Origin of the sequence: Escherichia sp. UTM R2, assembly GCF_048593455.1 — a bacterium.
Classification (GTDB): Bacteria; Pseudomonadota; Gammaproteobacteria; order Enterobacterales; family Enterobacteriaceae; genus Escherichia; species Escherichia coli.
In genome coordinates, this window is the sequence record NZ_JBFWDY010000002.1 from 1312626 (window position 1) to 1329385 (window position 16760).

17 protein-coding genes are annotated in these 16760 nt (G+C 52.4%); 9 read left to right on the plus strand and 8 right to left on the minus strand.

Features of this window, described 5'->3' with window-relative positions; genetic code table 11:
- Position 1: 1 nt before the first annotated feature.
- Positions 2-1426 (minus strand): PTS N-acetylmuramic acid transporter subunit IIBC, encoded by a 1425-nt coding sequence (murP, locus tag AB4H76_RS07175; RefSeq protein ID WP_077491789.1) that lies wholly within the window; start codon positions 1424-1426, stop codon positions 2-4.
- 3 nt (positions 1427-1429) lie between these two features.
- Positions 1430-2326: an N-acetylmuramic acid 6-phosphate etherase gene (gene murQ, locus AB4H76_RS07180; protein ID WP_001175611.1), complete on the minus strand. Its 897-nt coding sequence runs from the start codon at positions 2324-2326 to the stop codon at positions 1430-1432.
- Between the two features lie 163 nt (positions 2327-2489).
- On the opposite strand from murQ, the gene murR reads away from it, so the two are divergent.
- From murR to cysM, 7 genes are all read left to right on the plus strand, one after another.
- Positions 2490-3347, plus strand: coding sequence for an HTH-type transcriptional regulator MurR (gene murR, locus AB4H76_RS07185; RefSeq protein ID WP_072662977.1), 858 nt, complete (start codon positions 2490-2492; stop codon positions 3345-3347).
- Positions 3348-3475: 128 nt separating this feature from the next.
- Positions 3476-4267: an SDR family oxidoreductase UcpA gene (gene ucpA, locus AB4H76_RS07190; RefSeq protein ID WP_000517442.1), complete on the plus strand. Its 792-nt coding sequence runs from the start codon at positions 3476-3478 to the stop codon at positions 4265-4267.
- Between the two features lie 157 nt (positions 4268-4424).
- On the plus strand, positions 4425-5441 hold the full coding sequence (gene cysP, locus AB4H76_RS07195) for a thiosulfate/sulfate ABC transporter substrate-binding protein CysP (RefSeq protein WP_000290225.1): 1017 nt from the start codon (positions 4425-4427) through the stop codon (positions 5439-5441).
- Positions 5441-6274: a sulfate/thiosulfate ABC transporter permease CysT gene (gene cysT / locus AB4H76_RS07200; RefSeq protein WP_000458405.1), complete on the plus strand. Its 834-nt coding sequence runs from the start codon at positions 5441-5443 to the stop codon at positions 6272-6274. Before cysP ends, cysT begins: the two co-directional genes overlap by 1 nt.
- Positions 6274-7149, plus strand: a complete 876-nt coding sequence (gene cysW, locus AB4H76_RS07205) for a sulfate/thiosulfate ABC transporter permease CysW (protein WP_000852686.1) — start codon at positions 6274-6276, stop codon at positions 7147-7149. The genes cysT and cysW overlap by 1 nt, the downstream gene beginning before the upstream one ends.
- Entirely contained in the window at positions 7139-8236 is a 1098-nt protein-coding gene (gene cysA / locus AB4H76_RS07210; RefSeq protein ID WP_000021036.1) for a sulfate/thiosulfate ABC transporter ATP-binding protein CysA, read from the plus strand. Before cysW ends, cysA begins: the two co-directional genes overlap by 11 nt.
- A 133-nt stretch (positions 8237-8369) precedes the next feature.
- Positions 8370-9281: a cysteine synthase B gene (gene cysM / locus AB4H76_RS07215; protein ID WP_000105477.1), complete on the plus strand. Its 912-nt coding sequence runs from the start codon at positions 8370-8372 to the stop codon at positions 9279-9281.
- 2 nt (positions 9282-9283) lie between these two features.
- Here the strand turns inward: cysM and AB4H76_RS07220 are convergent, their stop codons facing one another.
- Positions 9284-9652 (minus strand): YfeK family protein, encoded by a 369-nt coding sequence (locus tag AB4H76_RS07220; RefSeq protein WP_000719963.1) that lies wholly within the window; start codon positions 9650-9652, stop codon positions 9284-9286.
- Between the two features lie 104 nt (positions 9653-9756).
- Here AB4H76_RS07220 and pdxK point away from each other — a divergent pair, with 104 nt between their 5' ends.
- Positions 9757-10608 carry a pyridoxine/pyridoxal/pyridoxamine kinase gene (pdxK, locus tag AB4H76_RS07225; RefSeq protein WP_000096674.1) on the plus strand — a complete coding sequence of 284 codons (852 nt, stop codon included), beginning with the start codon at positions 9757-9759 and terminating at the stop codon, positions 10606-10608.
- 42 nt (positions 10609-10650) lie between these two features.
- On the opposite strand, the gene crr is transcribed toward pdxK, so the two are convergent.
- The 5 genes from crr to cysZ all read right to left on the minus strand — a co-directional run bounded on the left by crr (position 10651) and on the right by cysZ (position 15531).
- On the minus strand, positions 10651-11160 hold the full coding sequence (crr, locus tag AB4H76_RS07230; protein WP_000522247.1) for a PTS glucose transporter subunit IIA: 510 nt from the start codon (positions 11158-11160) through the stop codon (positions 10651-10653).
- 40 nt (positions 11161-11200) lie between these two features.
- The gene (ptsI, locus tag AB4H76_RS07235; protein WP_000623140.1) at positions 11201-12928 is read right to left on the minus strand and encodes a phosphoenolpyruvate-protein phosphotransferase PtsI; all 1728 of its coding nucleotides are present in this window, start codon (positions 12926-12928) and stop codon (positions 11201-11203) included.
- 44 nt (positions 12929-12972) lie between these two features.
- Positions 12973-13230 (minus strand): phosphocarrier protein Hpr, encoded by a 258-nt coding sequence (ptsH, locus tag AB4H76_RS07240; protein ID WP_000487600.1) that lies wholly within the window; start codon positions 13228-13230, stop codon positions 12973-12975.
- A 383-nt stretch (positions 13231-13613) separates the two neighbouring features.
- Positions 13614-14585 carry a cysteine synthase A gene (cysK, locus tag AB4H76_RS07245; RefSeq protein WP_000034402.1) on the minus strand — a complete coding sequence of 324 codons (972 nt, stop codon included), beginning with the start codon at positions 14583-14585 and terminating at the stop codon, positions 13614-13616.
- A gap of 184 nt (positions 14586-14769) precedes the next feature.
- Complete coding sequence (gene cysZ, locus AB4H76_RS07250) at positions 14770-15531, minus strand: sulfate transporter CysZ (RefSeq protein ID WP_000254839.1); 762 nt, start codon at positions 15529-15531, stop codon at positions 14770-14772.
- Positions 15532-15760: 229 nt separating this feature from the next.
- Here cysZ and zipA point away from each other — a divergent pair, with 229 nt between their 5' ends.
- Positions 15761-16747, plus strand: a complete 987-nt coding sequence (gene zipA, locus AB4H76_RS07255; RefSeq protein ID WP_001300494.1) for a cell division protein ZipA — start codon at positions 15761-15763, stop codon at positions 16745-16747.
- Positions 16748-16760: the final 13 nt, after the last annotated feature.

A 16760-nucleotide genomic window follows, 5' to 3' on the forward strand; every position in this document is an offset into this window, starting at 1 on the left:
ATCAGTCCAGATTGACGTTACGGCAGCCAAAAAGCGTGGTGAAAATAAACCCGCAAACCCATGCCACCAGAATCCCACCTGCATATACCGCCATGGCCGGAAGGATGCCTTGCGCGGATGTCATCAGCGGCAGCGCCACCAGACCAGACGGCCCGAATGCGCTGTTTAAGCCCATCGGCAGACCCCACCAGGCTATCAGGCCGATAAACAAACCGCCCGCCGCGCCGCCTAAACAGGCGGTAATAAACGGTTTCATGCGGGGCAGGGTGACGCCATAAATCAACGGTTCGCCAACGCCCAGCAGACCTGGAATAATCGCCCCGCGGACCTGACTGCGTAATGCGCTATACGGTTGCGCCCGCCAGTAGAGCGCCAGCGTCGCGCCCACCTGGCCCGCGCCTGCCATTGAAAGGATGGGAAATAAGCTGTTGAATCCCTGGCTGTCCATTAACGCGAGGTAAACAGGAATAAAGCCCTGATGCACGCCAAATACCACGGCGATCAGGAATAGCCCGGCTAAAACCGCACAACCGAGCGGATTACTGTTCAGGTGCATAAACAGCCACGACATACCTTCGAATAACCAGCCACCCAGCGGCATAATGATCAGGTAGGCCAGCGTAGCGGTGATCAGCAGGGTGATTAACGAGGTCAGCAGCATGTCGAGGTCGTCGGGCATAAAGCGGCGCACCATGCCTTCGATGCGGGCGCAGGCCCACGCGGCGATCAACACGCCGATAATATTGCCGCGCGGATCGATGGGCAGACCAAAGAAATCGTGAAATCCGGCGTAGTAACCCGTGGTTGCAGCGGGGTTATAACCGAGCAAAAAGAGCGCGGCGATAATTGCGCCATTTACGCCCGTGCCGCCGAACGCCTGGGCGGCGTTATAGCCCACCAGAATCACCAGGAAGGTGAACAGGCCTTTGCTGAACACCTTCATAAAATTCAGCGCATCGGGTAGCGTGCCCTGAGCATCAGCCGGAACGTGCATCACCGTGGCAATTAACGTCGCTATCCCCAGCAGCAGACCGGCGGCAATAAAACCGGGGATAAGCGGCGTGAAGATGGTGGCGAATTTGGCGAGAAATTGTTGCACGCCGGAGGTTTGTTTGGCTTTTAACTGACGTTTGTTCTGGGCGGCGATTTCTGCGGCATCCTGTACCGGTGCTTCTCCCAGCAGCTCGCTCATCGCTTTTGCGGCACGATGCGCTTTGCCAGGCCCAAAAACCACCTGCACCTGGTCGCTGGTCAAAATGACGCCCTTCACGCCTTCCAGCGTTTTGATATTGGGATCAACCAGTGAACTGTCATGTACACCCAGACGCAGGCGCGTCATACAGTTACCACAACTGGCGATATTTCCCGGTCCGCCGACACGGGTAAGAATGGTGTTCAGAAGTTCACTGCTGATCTCTTTGGCCATGGGTTATTCCTTGTCTAAAACCTGACGAATAAAGCCGCCGTGTTGATCCAGGCGTTTTTTAGCTTCTGCGGCATCGAGATTTTTCAGCACCATCACAATGGCCGTTTTACAGTTGCGCTCGCAGGCAATTAACGCCGCTTCCGCTTGTTCGGCATTACATCCGGTGGCGTTTTTAACGATATTGACCTGGCGCACATGCAGTTTTTCGTTGGTGGCGACCACATCGACCATCAGGTTGCCGAACACTTTGCCGGATTTAATCATCAGCCCGGTGGAGAGCATATTGAGCACCAGTTTCTGCGCCGTACCCGCTTTCATCCGCGAAGAACCGGTAACCACTTCGGCACCTACAATCGGTGTAATGGCAAACTCTGCGGTGGTTGAAACGGCGCTCCCCGGATTACAGGAAATTCCCACTGTGCGGCAGCCGAGCTGGCGTGCGTATTCCAGTCCGGCAATTACATACGGCGTGCGACCACTGGCCGCAATGCCAACCACCACATCCTGCGCGGTTAAGCCGATGTTTTTCAGATCATTAACACCGCCTTCCCGGCTATCTTCAGCGCCTTCCACCGCGTGCTGAATGGCATATTCGCCGCCAGCAATCAAACCAACCACCAAACCCGGTTTCACGCCGTAGGTGGGCGGACATTCGCTGGCATCCAGAATCCCCAGACGACCGGATGTTCCCGCACCGAGATAAATCAGACGACCGCCGCCGCTTACCTGGGCGTGGATAACATCGATCGCCGCGGCGATATCCGGCAGTACGCGCTCAACGGCAAGCGGTACGGTTTTATCTTCATCGTTGATAATCCGGCACATTTCCAGCGTTGATACGCGGTCAATTTCAGCCGAGGCGGCGTTCGAGCCTTCGGTAATCATCTTTTCAAGTTGCATCGGTGGTGACCTTACTATTTACGATCAAATAATTGCAGATGTATGGAATCATATATCCCGAATTGACAGACTTAAAGGAATCATTGAGTCTACACTCGCAGAGTGTGAAGAGCGTCATAAGAACTTAAGCGGAATTTTTGCTGCCAGCCCAGGAGAGTGGAAGATGTTGTACCTGACGAAAATACGCAATGCGGAAAGTGAATTTACCGAGAACGAGCAAAAAATTGCTGACTTTCTGCGGGCCAACGTGAGTGAGCTGAAATCCGTCTCTTCGCGCAAGATAGCGAAACAGCTCGGCATCAGCCAGTCGAGTATTGTGAAGTTTGCCCAGAAGCTCGGCGCACAAGGATTTACTGAATTGCGTATGGCGTTAATAGGCGAATACAGTGCCAGCCAGGAGAAAACGAATGCCACGGCGCTGCACCTGCACAGTTCGATTACCAGTGATGATTCGCTGGAAGTGATTGCCCGCAAACTGAATCGCGAAAAAGAGCTGGCGCTGGAGCAAACCTGTGCGTTGTTCGACTACGCGCGGCTGCAAAAAATCATTGAGGTCATCAGTAAAGCACCGTTTATCCAGATAACGGGCCTGGGCGGGTCGGCGCTGGTGGGGCGCGATCTGTCGTTCAAACTGATGAAAATTGGCTATCGCGTGGCCTGCGAAGCCGACACGCACGTACAAGCCACCGTTTCCCAGGCGTTGAAAAAAGGCGATGTACAAATCGCTATCTCTTACAGCGGCAGTAAAAAAGAGATTGTCTTGTGCGCAGAAGCGGCACGAAAGCAGGGGGCAACGGTGATTGCCATTACTTCTCTGGCTGACTCTCCGCTGCGGCGGCTGGCGCATTTCACGCTCGATACCGTTTCCGGTGAAACCGAATGGCGTAGCTCGTCGATGTCTACCCGCACGGCGCAAAATTCTGTTACCGATTTACTGTTTGTTGGTCTTGTGCAACTCAATGATGTGGAGTCATTGAAAATGATTCAGCGCAGCAGTGAGCTAACACAACGCCTGAAATGATGCATAAAGCAGCGACTGGATTGAGATTTTCCTGAATTAGTGAGCTGATCCGCAGCAATATTTTGTTTATCCTGTATTTTCAGAGGGAATGGAGTGTAACGCTCTGTATTAACAAGGAGAGCATTAAAATGGGTAAACTCACGGGCAAGACAGCACTGATTACGGGCGCATTGCAGGGAATTGGCGAAGGAATTGCCAGAACTTTTGCGCGTCATGGCGCAAACCTAATCTTGCTGGATATCTCCCCTGAGATCGAAAAGCTGGCGGACGAACTGTGTGGTCGTGGTCATCGCTGTACGGCGGTTGTCGCCGATGTGCGTGACCCGGCGTCGGTCGCCGCAGCTATCAAGCGCGCGAAGGAAAAAGAAGGGCGCATTGATATCCTGGTGAATAACGCAGGCGTTTGTCGTCTGGGCAGTTTCCTCGATATGAGCGATGAAGATCGCGATTTCCATATTGATATCAATATTAAAGGCGTATGGAACGTCACGAAGGCGGTGCTGCCGGAGATGATTGCCCGCAAAGATGGTCGCATTGTGATGATGTCTTCAGTCACTGGTGATATGGTGGCCGATCCTGGCGAAACGGCGTACGCCTTAACGAAAGCGGCGATTGTTGGCCTGACAAAATCGCTGGCGGTGGAGTACGCGCAGTCTGGTATTCGCGTTAACGCCATTTGCCCGGGATACGTGCGCACACCAATGGCGGAAAGCATTGCCCGCCAGTCGAACCCGGAAGATCCAGAGTCGGTGCTGACTGAAATGGCGAAAGCAATCCCGCTGCGTCGCCTCGCCGATCCGCTGGAAGTCGGCGAACTGGCGGCCTTCCTCGCATCGGATGAATCCAGCTATTTAACCGGTACACAGAATGTGATTGATGGCGGCAGCACACTGCCGGAGACGGTTAGCGTCGGTATCTGATTCACCTCTGTTTCCTCCCTGCATTTGTGGGGAGGATTTCGTCTTATTCCCTTTTCAACTTCCAAATCACCAAACGGTATATAAAACCGTTACTCCTTTCACGTCCGTTATAAATATGATGGCTATTAGAAAGTCATTAAATTTATAAGGGTGCGCAATGGCCGTTAACTTACTGAAAAAGAACTCACTCGCGCTGGTCGCTTCTCTGCTGCTGGCGGGCCATGTACAGGCAACGGAACTGCTGAACAGTTCTTATGACGTCTCCCGCGAGCTGTTTGCCGCCCTGAACCCGCCGTTTGAACAGCAATGGGCCAAAGATAACGGCGGCGACAAACTGACGATAAAACAATCTCATGCCGGGTCATCAAAACAGGCGCTGGCAATTTTGCAGGGCTTAAAAGCCGACGTTGTCACTTATAACCAGGTGACCGACGTACAAATTCTGCACGATAAAGGCAAGCTTATCCCGGCGGACTGGCAGTCGCGCCTGCCGAATAATAGCTCGCCGTTCTACTCCACCATGGGCTTCCTGGTGCGTAAGGGCAACCCGAAGAATATCCACGACTGGAACGACCTGGTGCGCTCCGACGTGAAGCTGATTTTCCCGAACCCAAAAACGTCCGGTAACGCGCGTTACACCTACCTTGCGGCATGGGGCGCAGCGGATAAAGCTGACGGTGGTGATAAAGCCAAAACCGAACAGTTTATGACTCAGTTCCTGAAAAACGTTGAAGTGTTCGATACTGGCGGTCGTGGCGCGACCACCACTTTTGCCGAGCGCGGCCTGGGCGATGTGCTGATCAGCTTCGAGTCGGAAGTGAACAACATCCGCAAACAGTATGAAGCGCAGGGCTTTGAAGTGGTGATTCCGAAAACCAACATTCTGGCGGAATTCCCGGTGGCGTGGGTCGATAAAAATGTGCAGGCCAACGGTACGGAAAAAGCAGCAAAAGCCTACCTGAACTGGCTCTACAGCCCGCAGGCGCAGACCATCATCACCGACTATTACTACCGCGTAAATAACCCGGAAGTCATGGACAAACTGAAAAACAAATTCCCGCAGACCGAGCTGTTCCGCGTGGAAGACAAATTTGGCTCCTGGCCGGAAGTGATGAAAACCCACTTCACCAGCGGCGGCGAGTTAGACAAGCTGTTATCGGCGGGGCGTAACTGATGTTTGCGGTTTCTTCAAGACGCGTGCTGCCGGGCTTTACCTTAAGCCTCGGCACCAGTCTGCTGTTTGTTTGCCTGATTTTGCTGCTGCCACTCTCCGCGCTGGTGATGCAGCTGGCCCAGATGAGCTGGGCGCAGTACTGGGAGGTGATCACCAACCCGCAGGTGGTCGCAGCCTACAAAGTGACGCTGCTGTCGGCGTTTGTGGCATCGATTTTTAACGGCGTTTTCGGTCTGCTGATGGCGTGGATCTTAACTCGTTATCGCTTCCCTGGCCGCACGCTGCTTGATGCGCTGATGGATTTACCCTTTGCGCTGCCAACGGCAGTCGCCGGTTTAACGCTGGCCTCGCTCTTTTCTGTAAACGGTTTTTACGGTGAATGGCTGGCGAAGTTTGATATCAAAGTCACCTATACCTGGCTGGGGATTGCGGTGGCGATGGCCTTTACCAGCATTCCGTTTGTGGTACGTACCGTGCAGCCGGTGCTGGAAGAGTTAGGCCCGGAATATGAAGAAGCGGCGGAAACACTTGGTGCAACGCGCTGGCAGAGTTTCTGCAAAGTGGTGCTGCCGGAGCTTTCTCCGGCGCTGGTGGCGGGCGTGGCGCTGTCGTTTACCCGTAGTCTTGGTGAATTTGGCGCGGTGATTTTTATCGCCGGAAATATCGCGTGGAAGACGGAAGTGACGTCGCTGATGATTTTTGTGCGCTTGCAGGAGTTTGATTACCCGGCGGCGAGCGCGATTGCTTCGGTGATCCTCGCGGCATCCCTGATACTGCTGTTCTCAATTAACACTCTGCAAAGTCGCTTTGGTCGGCGTGTGGTAGGTCATTAATGGCGGAAGTGACACAATTGAAGCGTTATGACGCGCGCCCGATTAACTGGGGCAAATGGTTTCTAATTGGCATCGGGATGCTGGTTTCGGCGTTCATCCTGCTGGTGCCGATGATTTACATCTTCGTGCAGGCATTCAGCAAGGGGCTGATGCCGGTTTTACAGAATCTGGCCGATCCGGACATGTTGCACGCGATTTGGCTGACGGTGATGATTGCGCTGATTGCCGTACCGGTGAACCTGGTGTTCGGCATTCTGCTGGCCTGGCTGGTGACGCGCTTTAACTTCCCCGGACGCCAGTTACTGCTGACGCTACTGGACATTCCTTTTGCCGTATCGCCAGTGGTTGCCGGTCTGGTGTATCTGCTGTTCTACGGCTCCAACGGCCCGCTGGGCGGCTGGCTGGATGAACATAATCTGCAAATTATGTTCTCTTGGCCCGGAATGGTGCTGGTCACGATCTTCGTGACGTGTCCGTTTGTGGTGCGCGAGCTGGTGCCGGTGATGTTAAGCCAGGGCAGCCAGGAAGACGAAGCGGCAATTTTGCTTGGCGCGTCTGGCTGGCAGATGTTTCGCCGCGTCACATTGCCGAACATTCGCTGGGCGCTGCTTTATGGCGTGGTGCTGACCAACGCCCGCGCGATTGGCGAGTTTGGCGCAGTGTCGGTGGTTTCCGGCTCGATTCGCGGCGAAACCCTGTCGCTGCCGTTACAGATTGAATTGCTGGAGCAGGACTACAACACCGTCGGCTCCTTTACCGCTGCGGCGCTGTTAACGCTGATGGCGATTATCACCCTGTTTTTAAAAAGTATGTTGCAGTGGCGCCTGGAGAATCAGGAAAAACGCGCACAGCAGGAGGAACATCATGAGCATTGAGATTGCCAATATTAAGAAGTCGTTTGGTCGCACCCAGGTGCTGAACGATATCTCACTGGATATTCCTTCAGGTCAGATGGTCGCGTTGCTGGGGCCGTCCGGTTCCGGGAAAACCACGCTGCTGCGCATTATCGCCGGGCTGGAGCATCAAACCAGCGGGCATATTCGCTTCCACGGCACCGACGTGAGCCGCCTGCACGCACGTGATCGTAAAGTCGGTTTCGTGTTCCAGCATTACGCGCTGTTCCGCCATATGACGGTGTTCGACAATATCGCTTTTGGCCTGACGGTGCTGCCGCGTCGCGAGCGCCCGAATGCCGCAGCCATCAAAGCGAAAGTGACAAAATTGCTGGAAATGGTCCAGCTTGCCCATCTGGCGGATCGTTATCCGGCGCAGCTTTCCGGCGGCCAGAAACAGCGCGTGGCGCTGGCGCGCGCGCTGGCTGTGGAACCGCAAATTCTGCTGCTTGATGAACCGTTTGGCGCGCTGGATGCGCAGGTGCGTAAAGAGCTGCGTCGCTGGCTGCGTCAACTCCATGAAGAACTAAAATTCACCAGCGTTTTTGTGACCCACGATCAGGAAGAAGCGACCGAAGTAGCTGATCGTGTAGTTGTGATGAGCCAGGGCAATATTGAACAGGCTGACGCGCCGGATCAGGTATGGCGCGAACCGGCGACCCGTTTTGTGCTCGAATTTATGGGCGAAGTGAACCGCCTGCAGGGAACCATTCGCGGCGGGCAGTTCCATGTTGGCGCGCATCGCTGGCCGCTGGGCTACACACCTGCGTATCAGGGGCCGGTGGATCTCTTCCTGCGCCCTTGGGAAGTGGATATCAGCCGCCGTACCAGCCTCGATTCGCCGCTGCCGGTACAGGTACTGGAAGCCAGCCCGAAAGGTCACTACACCCAATTAGTGGTGCAGCCGCTGGGGTGGTACAACGAACCGCTGACGGTCGTGATGCATGGCGACGATGCCCCGCAGCGTGGCGAGCGTTTATTCGTTGGTCTGCAACATGCGCGGCTGTATAACGGCGACGAGCGTATCGAAACCCGCGATGAGGAACTTGCTCTCGCACAAAGCGCCTGAAAGGTTGAGTGAATGTTAAACGCCCGGAGGCGCTTCCCGCGATCCGGGCTTTTTAATGGCAAGGTTTGTAACCTGTAGGCCTGATAAGACGCGCAAGCGTCGCATCAGGCAACACCACGTATGGATAGAGATCGTGAGTACATTAGAACAAACAATAGGCAATACGCCTCTGGTGAAATTGCAGCGAATGGGGCCGAATAACGGCAGTGAAGTGTGGTTAAAACTGGAAGGCAATAACCCGGCAGGTTCGGTGAAAGATCGTGCGGCGCTTTCGATGATCGTCGAGGCGGAAAAGCGCGGGGAAATTAAACCGGGTGATGTGTTAATCGAAGCCACCAGTGGTAACACCGGCATTGCGCTGGCAATGATTGCCGCGCTTAAAGGCTATCGCATGAAATTGCTGATGCCCGACAACATGAGCCAGGAACGCCGTGCGGCGATGCGTGCTTATGGTGCGGAACTGATTCTTGTCACCAAAGAGCAGGGCATGGAAGGTGCGCGCGATCTGGCGCTGGAGATGGCGAATCGTGGCGAAGGAAAGCTGCTCGATCAGTTCAATAATCCCGATAACCCTTATGCGCATTACACCACCACTGGGCCGGAAATCTGGCAGCAAACCGGCGGGCGCATCACTCATTTTGTCTCCAGCATGGGGACGACCGGCACTATCACCGGCGTCTCACGCTTTATGCGCGAACAATCCAAACCGGTGACCATTGTCGGCCTGCAACCGGAAGAGGGCAGCAGCATTCCCGGCATTCGCCGCTGGCCTACGGAATATCTGCCGGGGATTTTCAACGCTTCTCTGGTGGATGAGGTGCTGGATATTCATCAGCGCGATGCGGAAAACACCATGCGCGAACTGGCGGTGCGGGAAGGAATATTCTGTGGCGTCAGCTCCGGCGGCGCGGTTGCCGGAGCACTGCGGGTGGCAAAAGCTAACCCTGGTGCGGTGGTGGTAGCGATCATCTGCGATCGTGGCGATCGCTACCTTTCCACCGGGGTGTTTGGGGAAGAGCATTTTAGTCAGGGGGCGGGGATTTAAGATTATTGCGCAGGCACCGTTTTATCCGTCTGCGCAATTAACGCATGTAAAAAAGGCTGTGCGTTCTCATCGCTCTTACCGGGGATCTTCACAATATACGGCTTCCCAGTAATCGATGACGACGAAGCAACCTTATCAATAAACTGCTCGGCAGTGTCAATGCGGTTACGGGTATTGCCGAGCTTCAGACGCAGATGAGAAACCGCTTCATAGCAGGTATGTTCATCACCGTTGCGCACAAATATCAAATCCTTTTTCTGTGCTAATCCCTCCAGCATGGCGTTGATGCGGGCTTCTTCATGGGCAGTTAACTTCGCGTAAACGGGGAGTGTCATTAGTAGTGTAATGACCAGACAAATGATTTTCTTCATTGAATTACCTTATCCTTGTTTTGTGATAGCCGATTTGACTGCCAGAATCAGGTAAAGTTTCGGTTGGATTACGATGAGGATCATCGGCAAGGAGAAAAAATTAAATGAGTAGTTTGTTGTTGTTTAACGATAAGAGTAGGGCACTGCAGGCGGATATCGTCGCCGTGCAGTCGCAGGTGGTTTACGGCAGCGTGGGCAACAGCATTGCCGTGCCTGCTATCAAACAGAACGGCCTGAATGTCTTTGCCGTGCCGACGGTATTGCTGAGCAATACGCCGCATTATGACACTTTCTACGGTGGTGCGATTCCGGACGAATGGTTTAGCGGCTATTTGCGTGCGCTTCAGGAGCGTGATGCGCTGCGCCAACTTCGTGCTGTAACCACGGGCTATATGGGAACGGCATCGCAAATCAAAATCCTTGCCGAGTGGCTGACTGCGCTACGCAAAGACCATCCTGACCTATTGATCATGGTCGATCCGGTGATTGGCGATATTGATAGCGGAATTTATGTCAAACCTGACCTTCCCGAAGCGTATCGACAATATTTACTGCCGCTGGCGCAGGGAATTACCCCCAATATCTTTGAGTTGGAAATCCTGACCGGTAAAAATTGCCGCGATCTCGACAGTGCCATTGCTGCCGCAAAAAGTCTGCTTTCAGACACATTAAAATGGGTGGTGGTTACCAGCGCCTCCGGTAATGAAGAAAATCAGGAGATGCAGGTTGTGGTGGTCACTGCCGACAGCGTGAATGTCATTTCCCATTCACGGGTAAAAACCGACCTGAAAGGGACTGGCGACCTGTTTTGTGCTCAGCTCATCAGTGGCTTGCTGAAAGGGAAGGCGTTAACCGATGCAGTGCACCGAGCGGGGTTGCGCGTACTGGAAGTGATGCGCTACACCCAGCAGCATGAGAGCGATGAATTGATTTTGCCGCCGCTGGCGGAAGCATAAAAAAATGGCGCCGATGGGCGCCATTTTTCACTGCGGCAAGAATTACTTCTTGATGCGGATAACCGGGGTTTCACCCACGGTTACGCTACCGGACAGTTTGATCAGTTCTTTGATTTCGTCCATGTTGGAGATAACAACCGGAGTCAGGGTAGACTTGGCTTTCTCTTCCAGCAGCGGCAGATCAAATTCAATGACAGTATCGCCAACTTTCACGCGCTGACCTTCTTCAGCAATACGCTTGAAGCCTTCGCCTTTCAGTTCAACGGTGTCGATACCGAAGTGGACGAACAGTTCAACGCCGCTATCAGATTCGATAGAGAATGCGTGGTTGGTTTCAAAGATTTTACCAATGGTGCCGTCTACTGGCGCGACCATTTTGTTACCCGTTGGTTTGATAGCAATACCATCACCAACGATTTTTTCCGCAAAAACGACATCCGGCACGTCTTCGATATTGACGATCTCGCCAGAGAGCGGAGCAATGATCTCAATAGTTCCGGTATCCTTCTTGTCGTCGGAAACCAGAGATTTCAGTTTATCGAACAAACCCATGATCTTCTCCTAAGCAGTAAATTGGGCCGCATCTCGTGGATTAGCAGATTGTTTTTTCTTCAATGAACTTGTTAACCAGCGTCATTAACTCGTCCGTTGTCGGTTGAGCAAGAGCCTGCTCTGCTAACACCTTCGCATCTTCGAAGTTCGTGTTACGGATAATCTTCTTAATGCGCGGGATAGAAATGGCGCTCATAGAGAATTCGTCCAGACCCATCCCCAGCAACAGAAGTGTAGCACGTTCATCGCCAGCAAGCTCACCACACATGCCAGTCCATTTGCCTTCAGCATGAGAAGCATCAATAACTTGCTTGATCAAGTTCAGCACGGACGGTGACATTGGCTGGTAAAGGTGTGAAATCATATCATTACCACGGTCAACTGCCAGAGTGTACTGCGTTAAATCATTGGTGCCGATACTAAAGAAATCAACTTCTTTGGCTAAATGACGTGCAATTGTTGCGGCAGCCGGTGTTTCCACCATTACGCCGATTTCAATTGACTCGTCAAACGCTTTACCTTCGTCGCGCAGTTCCTGTTTGTAGATTTCGATCTCTTTGCGCAGTGCACGCACTTCTTCAACAGAGATGATCATCGGGAACATAATGCGCAATTTACCGAAAGCCGAGGCACGCAGGATAGCGCGGAGCTGATCGCGCAGGATCTCTCTACGATCCATCGCGATACGGATAGCGCGCCAGCCGAGGAACGGGTTCTCTTCTTTCGGGAAGTTCATGTATGGCAGCTCTTTGTCGCCGCCGATGTCCATGGTACGAACGATAACCGCTTGCGAGCCACACGCTTCAGCCACTGCTTTGTAAGCAGCAAACTGTTCTTCTTCAGTGGGCAGTGCGTCGCGGTCCATGAACAGGAACTCAGTACGATACAGACCAACGCCTTCAGCGCCGTTACGCTCTGCACCTTCAACGTCACGAACCGTACCAATGTTAGCGCATACTTCTACCTGGTGACCGTCCAGCGTAATAGCTGGCAGATCTTTCAGTTTAGCAAGCTCTGCTTTTTCAGAAGCCACTTGCTCCTGAACAGCGCGCATTTTATCAATAACTTCGTTGGTTGGATTGACGTAAACCTGATTATTTACGGCATCCAGAATCAGATAGTCGTCATTTTTCACCTGAGAGGTGACGCTACCGGTACCCACGATAGCAGGTAGTTCCAGAGAACGCGCCATGATAGAGGTGTGGGAAGTACGGCCACCCGCGTCGGTGATGAAACCCAGCACCTTCTTCAGGTTCAGCTGTGCGGTTTCGGACGGCGTCAGGTCAGCGGCAACCAGAATGACTTCATCCTGAATGGCGCTCAGGTCGATAATCTTCAGGCCCAGGATGTTGCGCAGCAGGCGCTTACCGATATCACGTACGTCAGCCGCACGTTCTTTCAGGTATTCATCATCCAGCTCTTCCAGGGCAGAAGCCTGACCTTCGATAACTTCATGAGCAGCTGCGTCAGCTGTCATGTGCTTATCTTTAATCAGGGCTATGATTTCCTGCTCCAGCTCCTCATCTTCGAGCAGCATAATATGCCCTTCAAAGATGGCTTCTTTTTCTTCACCGAACGTTTCACCAGCTTTCGTTTTGATCGTTTCCAGCTGGGCTGATGCCTTGGCACGACCGCTCAGAAAACGTTCAACTTCCTGATCAACCTGGTCGGCAGAAATTTTTTTCCGGTCAATGACAATTTCGTCTTCTTTCAGAAGCAGAGCTTTACCGAAAGCGATACCCGGGGATGCTAAAATGCCTGAAATCATAACCCTACCTTACTTGTGACTGATTTTTAAAAGAACCCGGGAAATTACTCGAGTTCCGCCATCAGTTTAACCAGATGTTCAACCGCTTTCTGCTCGTCTTCGCCTTCTGCGGAGATAGTCACAACGGTACCTTGAGTCAGGCCCAGAGTCTGCAGTTTAAACAGGCTTTTCGCGCTGGCGCTTTTGCCGTTGGAAGTCACAGTAATTTCAGAAGTGAAGCCCTTAGCTTCTTTTACAAACTGGGCAGCAGGGCGGGTGTGCAGACCGTTCGGAGCGGTAATGGTAACTTCTTGCTGGAACATTGTATTTCCCCAACTTATAGGTTTAGTGTTGTGGAACTAAAGTCTAGCCTGGCGGTTCGACTTTAGCCTGTATTGTTAGCGCCAGTTTTTAACAGACGCGACGCACGAAGAGCGCAATACAGTCCATTGCTGGCGGGTGTTGACCGCTGACGTTTCGTACGTCATTAAACATTATGCCGCTAAAGGAAGAATTGAACCAAATCATAAAATCGATTCAGCTTTGGCTTTTCCTGTAACGATTAATTTCGCGCATCAAAATAATTAGTCTGGTTAAATACCAGTTCCGACAGGCTGAATCAATGCCAGGAGGGGCGAAAGTTTGAAGCAGGCCACAAAAAAGCACCTAAAAAGGTGCTTTTTTACGCATTTTTAACAAGCTGGCATTACTGTTGCAATTCTTTCTCAGTGAAGAGATCGGCAAACAATGCGGTGCTTAAATAACGCTCACCCGATGATGGTAGAATAACCACAATATTCTTGTTGGTAAAGCTTTCATCTTCTTGTAGTTTCAACGCCGCGGCAACAGCTGCTCCAGAAGAGATACCTGCAAGAATACCTTCTTCTTCCATCAGACGACGCGCGGTAGAAATCGCTTCTTCATTGGTGATGCCAATGACTTTATCGACCAGCTTGAGATCGAGGTTAGCCGGGATAAAACCAGCGCCAATACCCTGAATTTTATGCGGGCCAGGTTTAATCTCTTCACCTGCCAGCGCCTGGGCGATAACTGGAGAATCGGTTGGCTCAACGGCGACAGAGATAAGATCGGTCTTGCCTTTGGTGCCTTTAATGTAGCGGCTGACGCCAGTCAGCGTACCGCCAGTCCCAACGCCAGCAATAAATACATCAACCTGACCGTCGGTATCTTCCCATATCTCCGGACCGGTGGTCTTTTCGTGAATTTCAGGGTTTGCCGGATTGCTGAATTGTTGCAGCAGCAGGTATTTCTCTGGATTGCTGGCGACAATTTCTTCTGCTTTTTGGATTGCGCCTTTCATGCCTTTAGCACCTTCCGTCAGCACCAGGTTTGCACCTAACGCTTTCAGCAGCTTGCGGCGTTCAATACTCATGGTTTCTGGCATGGTCAGGGTGAGTTTGTAACCGCGAGCGGCAGCTACATAGGCCAGTGCAATCCCGGTATTACCGCTGGTCGGTTCAACCAGTTCAACGCCTGGTTTCAGCACGCCGCGCTTTTCGGCATCCCAAATCATGTTGGCACCGATACGGCACTTAACGCTGAAGCTGGGGTTACGAGATTCCACCTTCGCCAGAATGCGTCCGTTACCGATGCGATTCAGGCGAACCAGCGGCGTGTGACCGATAGTCAGCGAGTTATCTTCAAAAATCTTACTCATGGCCTGTCCTTAACTGTATGAAATTGGGATACAACAGGTAGCATACCCGCTCAGAGAATATGCGGAAGTAAGGATTTAGCATATCTATATACAGAAGGGAAATAATGACATGCAAGATGGAATAAGGGGCGGCATAAGCCACCCCTGTTTCACACAAACGGTTTACAAAATAACCGGTAGATTGTTACCGCCACATCGCGTGTTTATCGCGATAGCAATCGACCCACATCGCCGTCGCGCCACAAACGGCAACGGGCATGATGAACAGATTAAGCAGCGGGATCATCGTAAACAGGCTGGTTAAAGCACCAAACTGCATATTGGTGATTTTGCGTGTGCGCAGGGCGGTGCGCATCTCTTTAAACGGCACTTTGTGGTTATCGAAGGGGTAATCGCAATACTGGATGGCTAACATCCAGGCGCTAAACAGGAACCACAGTACCGGCGCGACGGTTTGCCCAATACCAGGGATGAAGTAAAGAATTAGTAATACAATTGCGCGCGGCAGATACCAGGCAAATTTTTGCCATTCGCGTTTCATGATTCGCGGCACATCTTTCATGATACCGAAAATCCCGGTATCTGGCGGTGTAGCGCCAGTCAATCGTGCTTCCAGTTGTTCAGCCAATAAACCGTTAAACGGAGCGGCAATCCAGTTAGCAATCGTGGAGAAGAAATAGCCAAACACTAACAGCACAGAGATGACAGCCAGAGGCCACAACAGATAACTCAGCCATTGTAGCCAGTCCGGAACGTAACTCATGAGAGTCGGGATCCAGACATCGAGCTGTGTAAAGAGCCACCAGAATGCGCCCCCCATCAACAAAATATTGACCAGCAGCGGTAAAATAACGAAACGCCGAATCCCAGGTTGCGAGACGAGCTTCCAGCCTTGCGCAAAATAGTAAAAACCGCTGCGTGGGGCAGATGTGAATGATGAAACCATAATCAGGATGAGCTCCTTTTGACCAATCCCAGGAAAATTCTGCGTATTTTACCGGGTAATTGCGCAATGGACAGTTAGGATATGTTCGAAAAAACAGCAAAAAGCACGATTTCATCTATCTTTGTGCTGTGAAAGTTAATAGTGCACTTGCACTTGAGGTAATCGGCAAATACTCTTAGTGAGTAAATGTTTGCCGTGGTGGCAAGGTGTTAGAACAACAGAGAATATAATGATGCAGGATTTGCGTCTGATATTAATCATTGTTGGCGCGATCGCCATAATCGCTTTACTGGTACATGGTTTCTGGACCAGCCGTAAAGAACGATCTTCTATGTTCCGCGATCGGCCATTAAAACGAATGAAGTCAAAACGTGACGACGATTCTTATGACGAGGATGTCGAAGATGATGAGGGCGTTGGTGAGGTTCGTGTTCACCGCGTGAATCATGCCCCGGCTAACGCTCAGGAGCATGAGGCTGCTCGTCCGTCGCCGCAACACCAGTACCAACCGCCTTATGCGTCTGCGCAGCCGCGTCAACCGGTCCAGCAGCCGCCTGAAGCGCAGGTACCGCCGCAACATGCTCCGCATCCAGCGCAGCCGGTGCAGCAGCCTGCCTATCAGCCGCAGCCTGAACAGCCGTTGCAGCAGCCAGTTTCGCCACAGGTCGCGCCAGCGCCGCAGCCTGTGCATTCAGCACCGCAACCGGCACAACAGGCTTTCCAGCCTGCAGAACCCGTAGCGGCACCACAGCCTGAGCCTGTAGCGGAACCTGCTCCAGTTATGGATAAACCGAAGCGCAAAGAAGCGGTGATTATCATGAACGTCGCGGCGCATCACGGTAGCGAGCTAAACGGTGAACTGCTTCTTAACAGCATTCAACAAGCGGGCTTCATTTTTGGCGATATGAATATTTACCATCGTCATCTTAGCCCGGATGGCAGCGGCCCGGCGTTATTCAGCCTGGCGAATATGGTGAAACCGGGAACCTTTGATCCTGAAATGAAGGATTTCACTACTCCGGGTGTCACTATCTTTATGCAGGTACCGTCTTACGGTGACGAGCTGCAGAACTTCAAGCTGATGCTGCAATCTGCGCAGCATATTGCCGATGAAGTGGGCGGTGTCGTGCTTGACGATCAGCGCCGTATGATGACTCCGCAGAAATTGCGCGAGTACCAGGACATCATCCGCGAAGTCAAAGACGCCAACGCCTGATACACTTAAGGCA

What these genes read in the sequence shown, in the direction of transcription:
- cysW (WP_000852686.1), top strand. Translation starts at nt 6,274, where the DNA reads ATGGCGGAAGTGACACAATTGAAGCGTTATGACGCGCGCCCGATTAAC.
- murR (WP_072662977.1), top strand. Translation starts at nt 2,490, where the DNA reads ATGTTGTACCTGACGAAAATACGCAATGCGGAAAGTGAATTTACCGAG.
- murQ (WP_001175611.1), bottom strand. Translation starts at nt 2,326, where the DNA reads ATGCAACTTGAAAAGATGATTACCGAAGGCTCGAACGCCGCCTCGGCT.
- murP (WP_077491789.1), bottom strand. Translation starts at nt 1,426, where the DNA reads ATGGCCAAAGAGATCAGCAGTGAACTTCTGAACACCATTCTTACCCGT.
- cysA (WP_000021036.1), top strand. Translation starts at nt 7,139, where the DNA reads ATGAGCATTGAGATTGCCAATATTAAGAAGTCGTTTGGTCGCACCCAG.
- cysZ (WP_000254839.1), bottom strand. Translation starts at nt 15,531, where the DNA reads ATGGTTTCATCATTCACATCTGCCCCACGCAGCGGTTTTTACTATTTT.
- ptsH (WP_000487600.1), bottom strand. Translation starts at nt 13,230, where the DNA reads ATGTTCCAGCAAGAAGTTACCATTACCGCTCCGAACGGTCTGCACACC.
- cysP (WP_000290225.1), top strand. Translation starts at nt 4,425, where the DNA reads ATGGCCGTTAACTTACTGAAAAAGAACTCACTCGCGCTGGTCGCTTCT.
- cysK (WP_000034402.1), bottom strand. Translation starts at nt 14,585, where the DNA reads ATGAGTAAGATTTTTGAAGATAACTCGCTGACTATCGGTCACACGCCG.
- ucpA (WP_000517442.1), top strand. Translation starts at nt 3,476, where the DNA reads ATGGGTAAACTCACGGGCAAGACAGCACTGATTACGGGCGCATTGCAG.
- ptsI (WP_000623140.1), bottom strand. Translation starts at nt 12,928, where the DNA reads ATGATTTCAGGCATTTTAGCATCCCCGGGTATCGCTTTCGGTAAAGCT.
- crr (WP_000522247.1), bottom strand. Translation starts at nt 11,160, where the DNA reads ATGGGTTTGTTCGATAAACTGAAATCTCTGGTTTCCGACGACAAGAAG.
- pdxK (WP_000096674.1), top strand. Translation starts at nt 9,757, where the DNA reads ATGAGTAGTTTGTTGTTGTTTAACGATAAGAGTAGGGCACTGCAGGCG.
- zipA (WP_001300494.1), top strand. Translation starts at nt 15,761, where the DNA reads ATGATGCAGGATTTGCGTCTGATATTAATCATTGTTGGCGCGATCGCC.
- cysT (WP_000458405.1), top strand. Translation starts at nt 5,441, where the DNA reads ATGTTTGCGGTTTCTTCAAGACGCGTGCTGCCGGGCTTTACCTTAAGC.
- AB4H76_RS07220 (WP_000719963.1), bottom strand. Translation starts at nt 9,652, where the DNA reads ATGAAGAAAATCATTTGTCTGGTCATTACACTACTAATGACACTCCCC.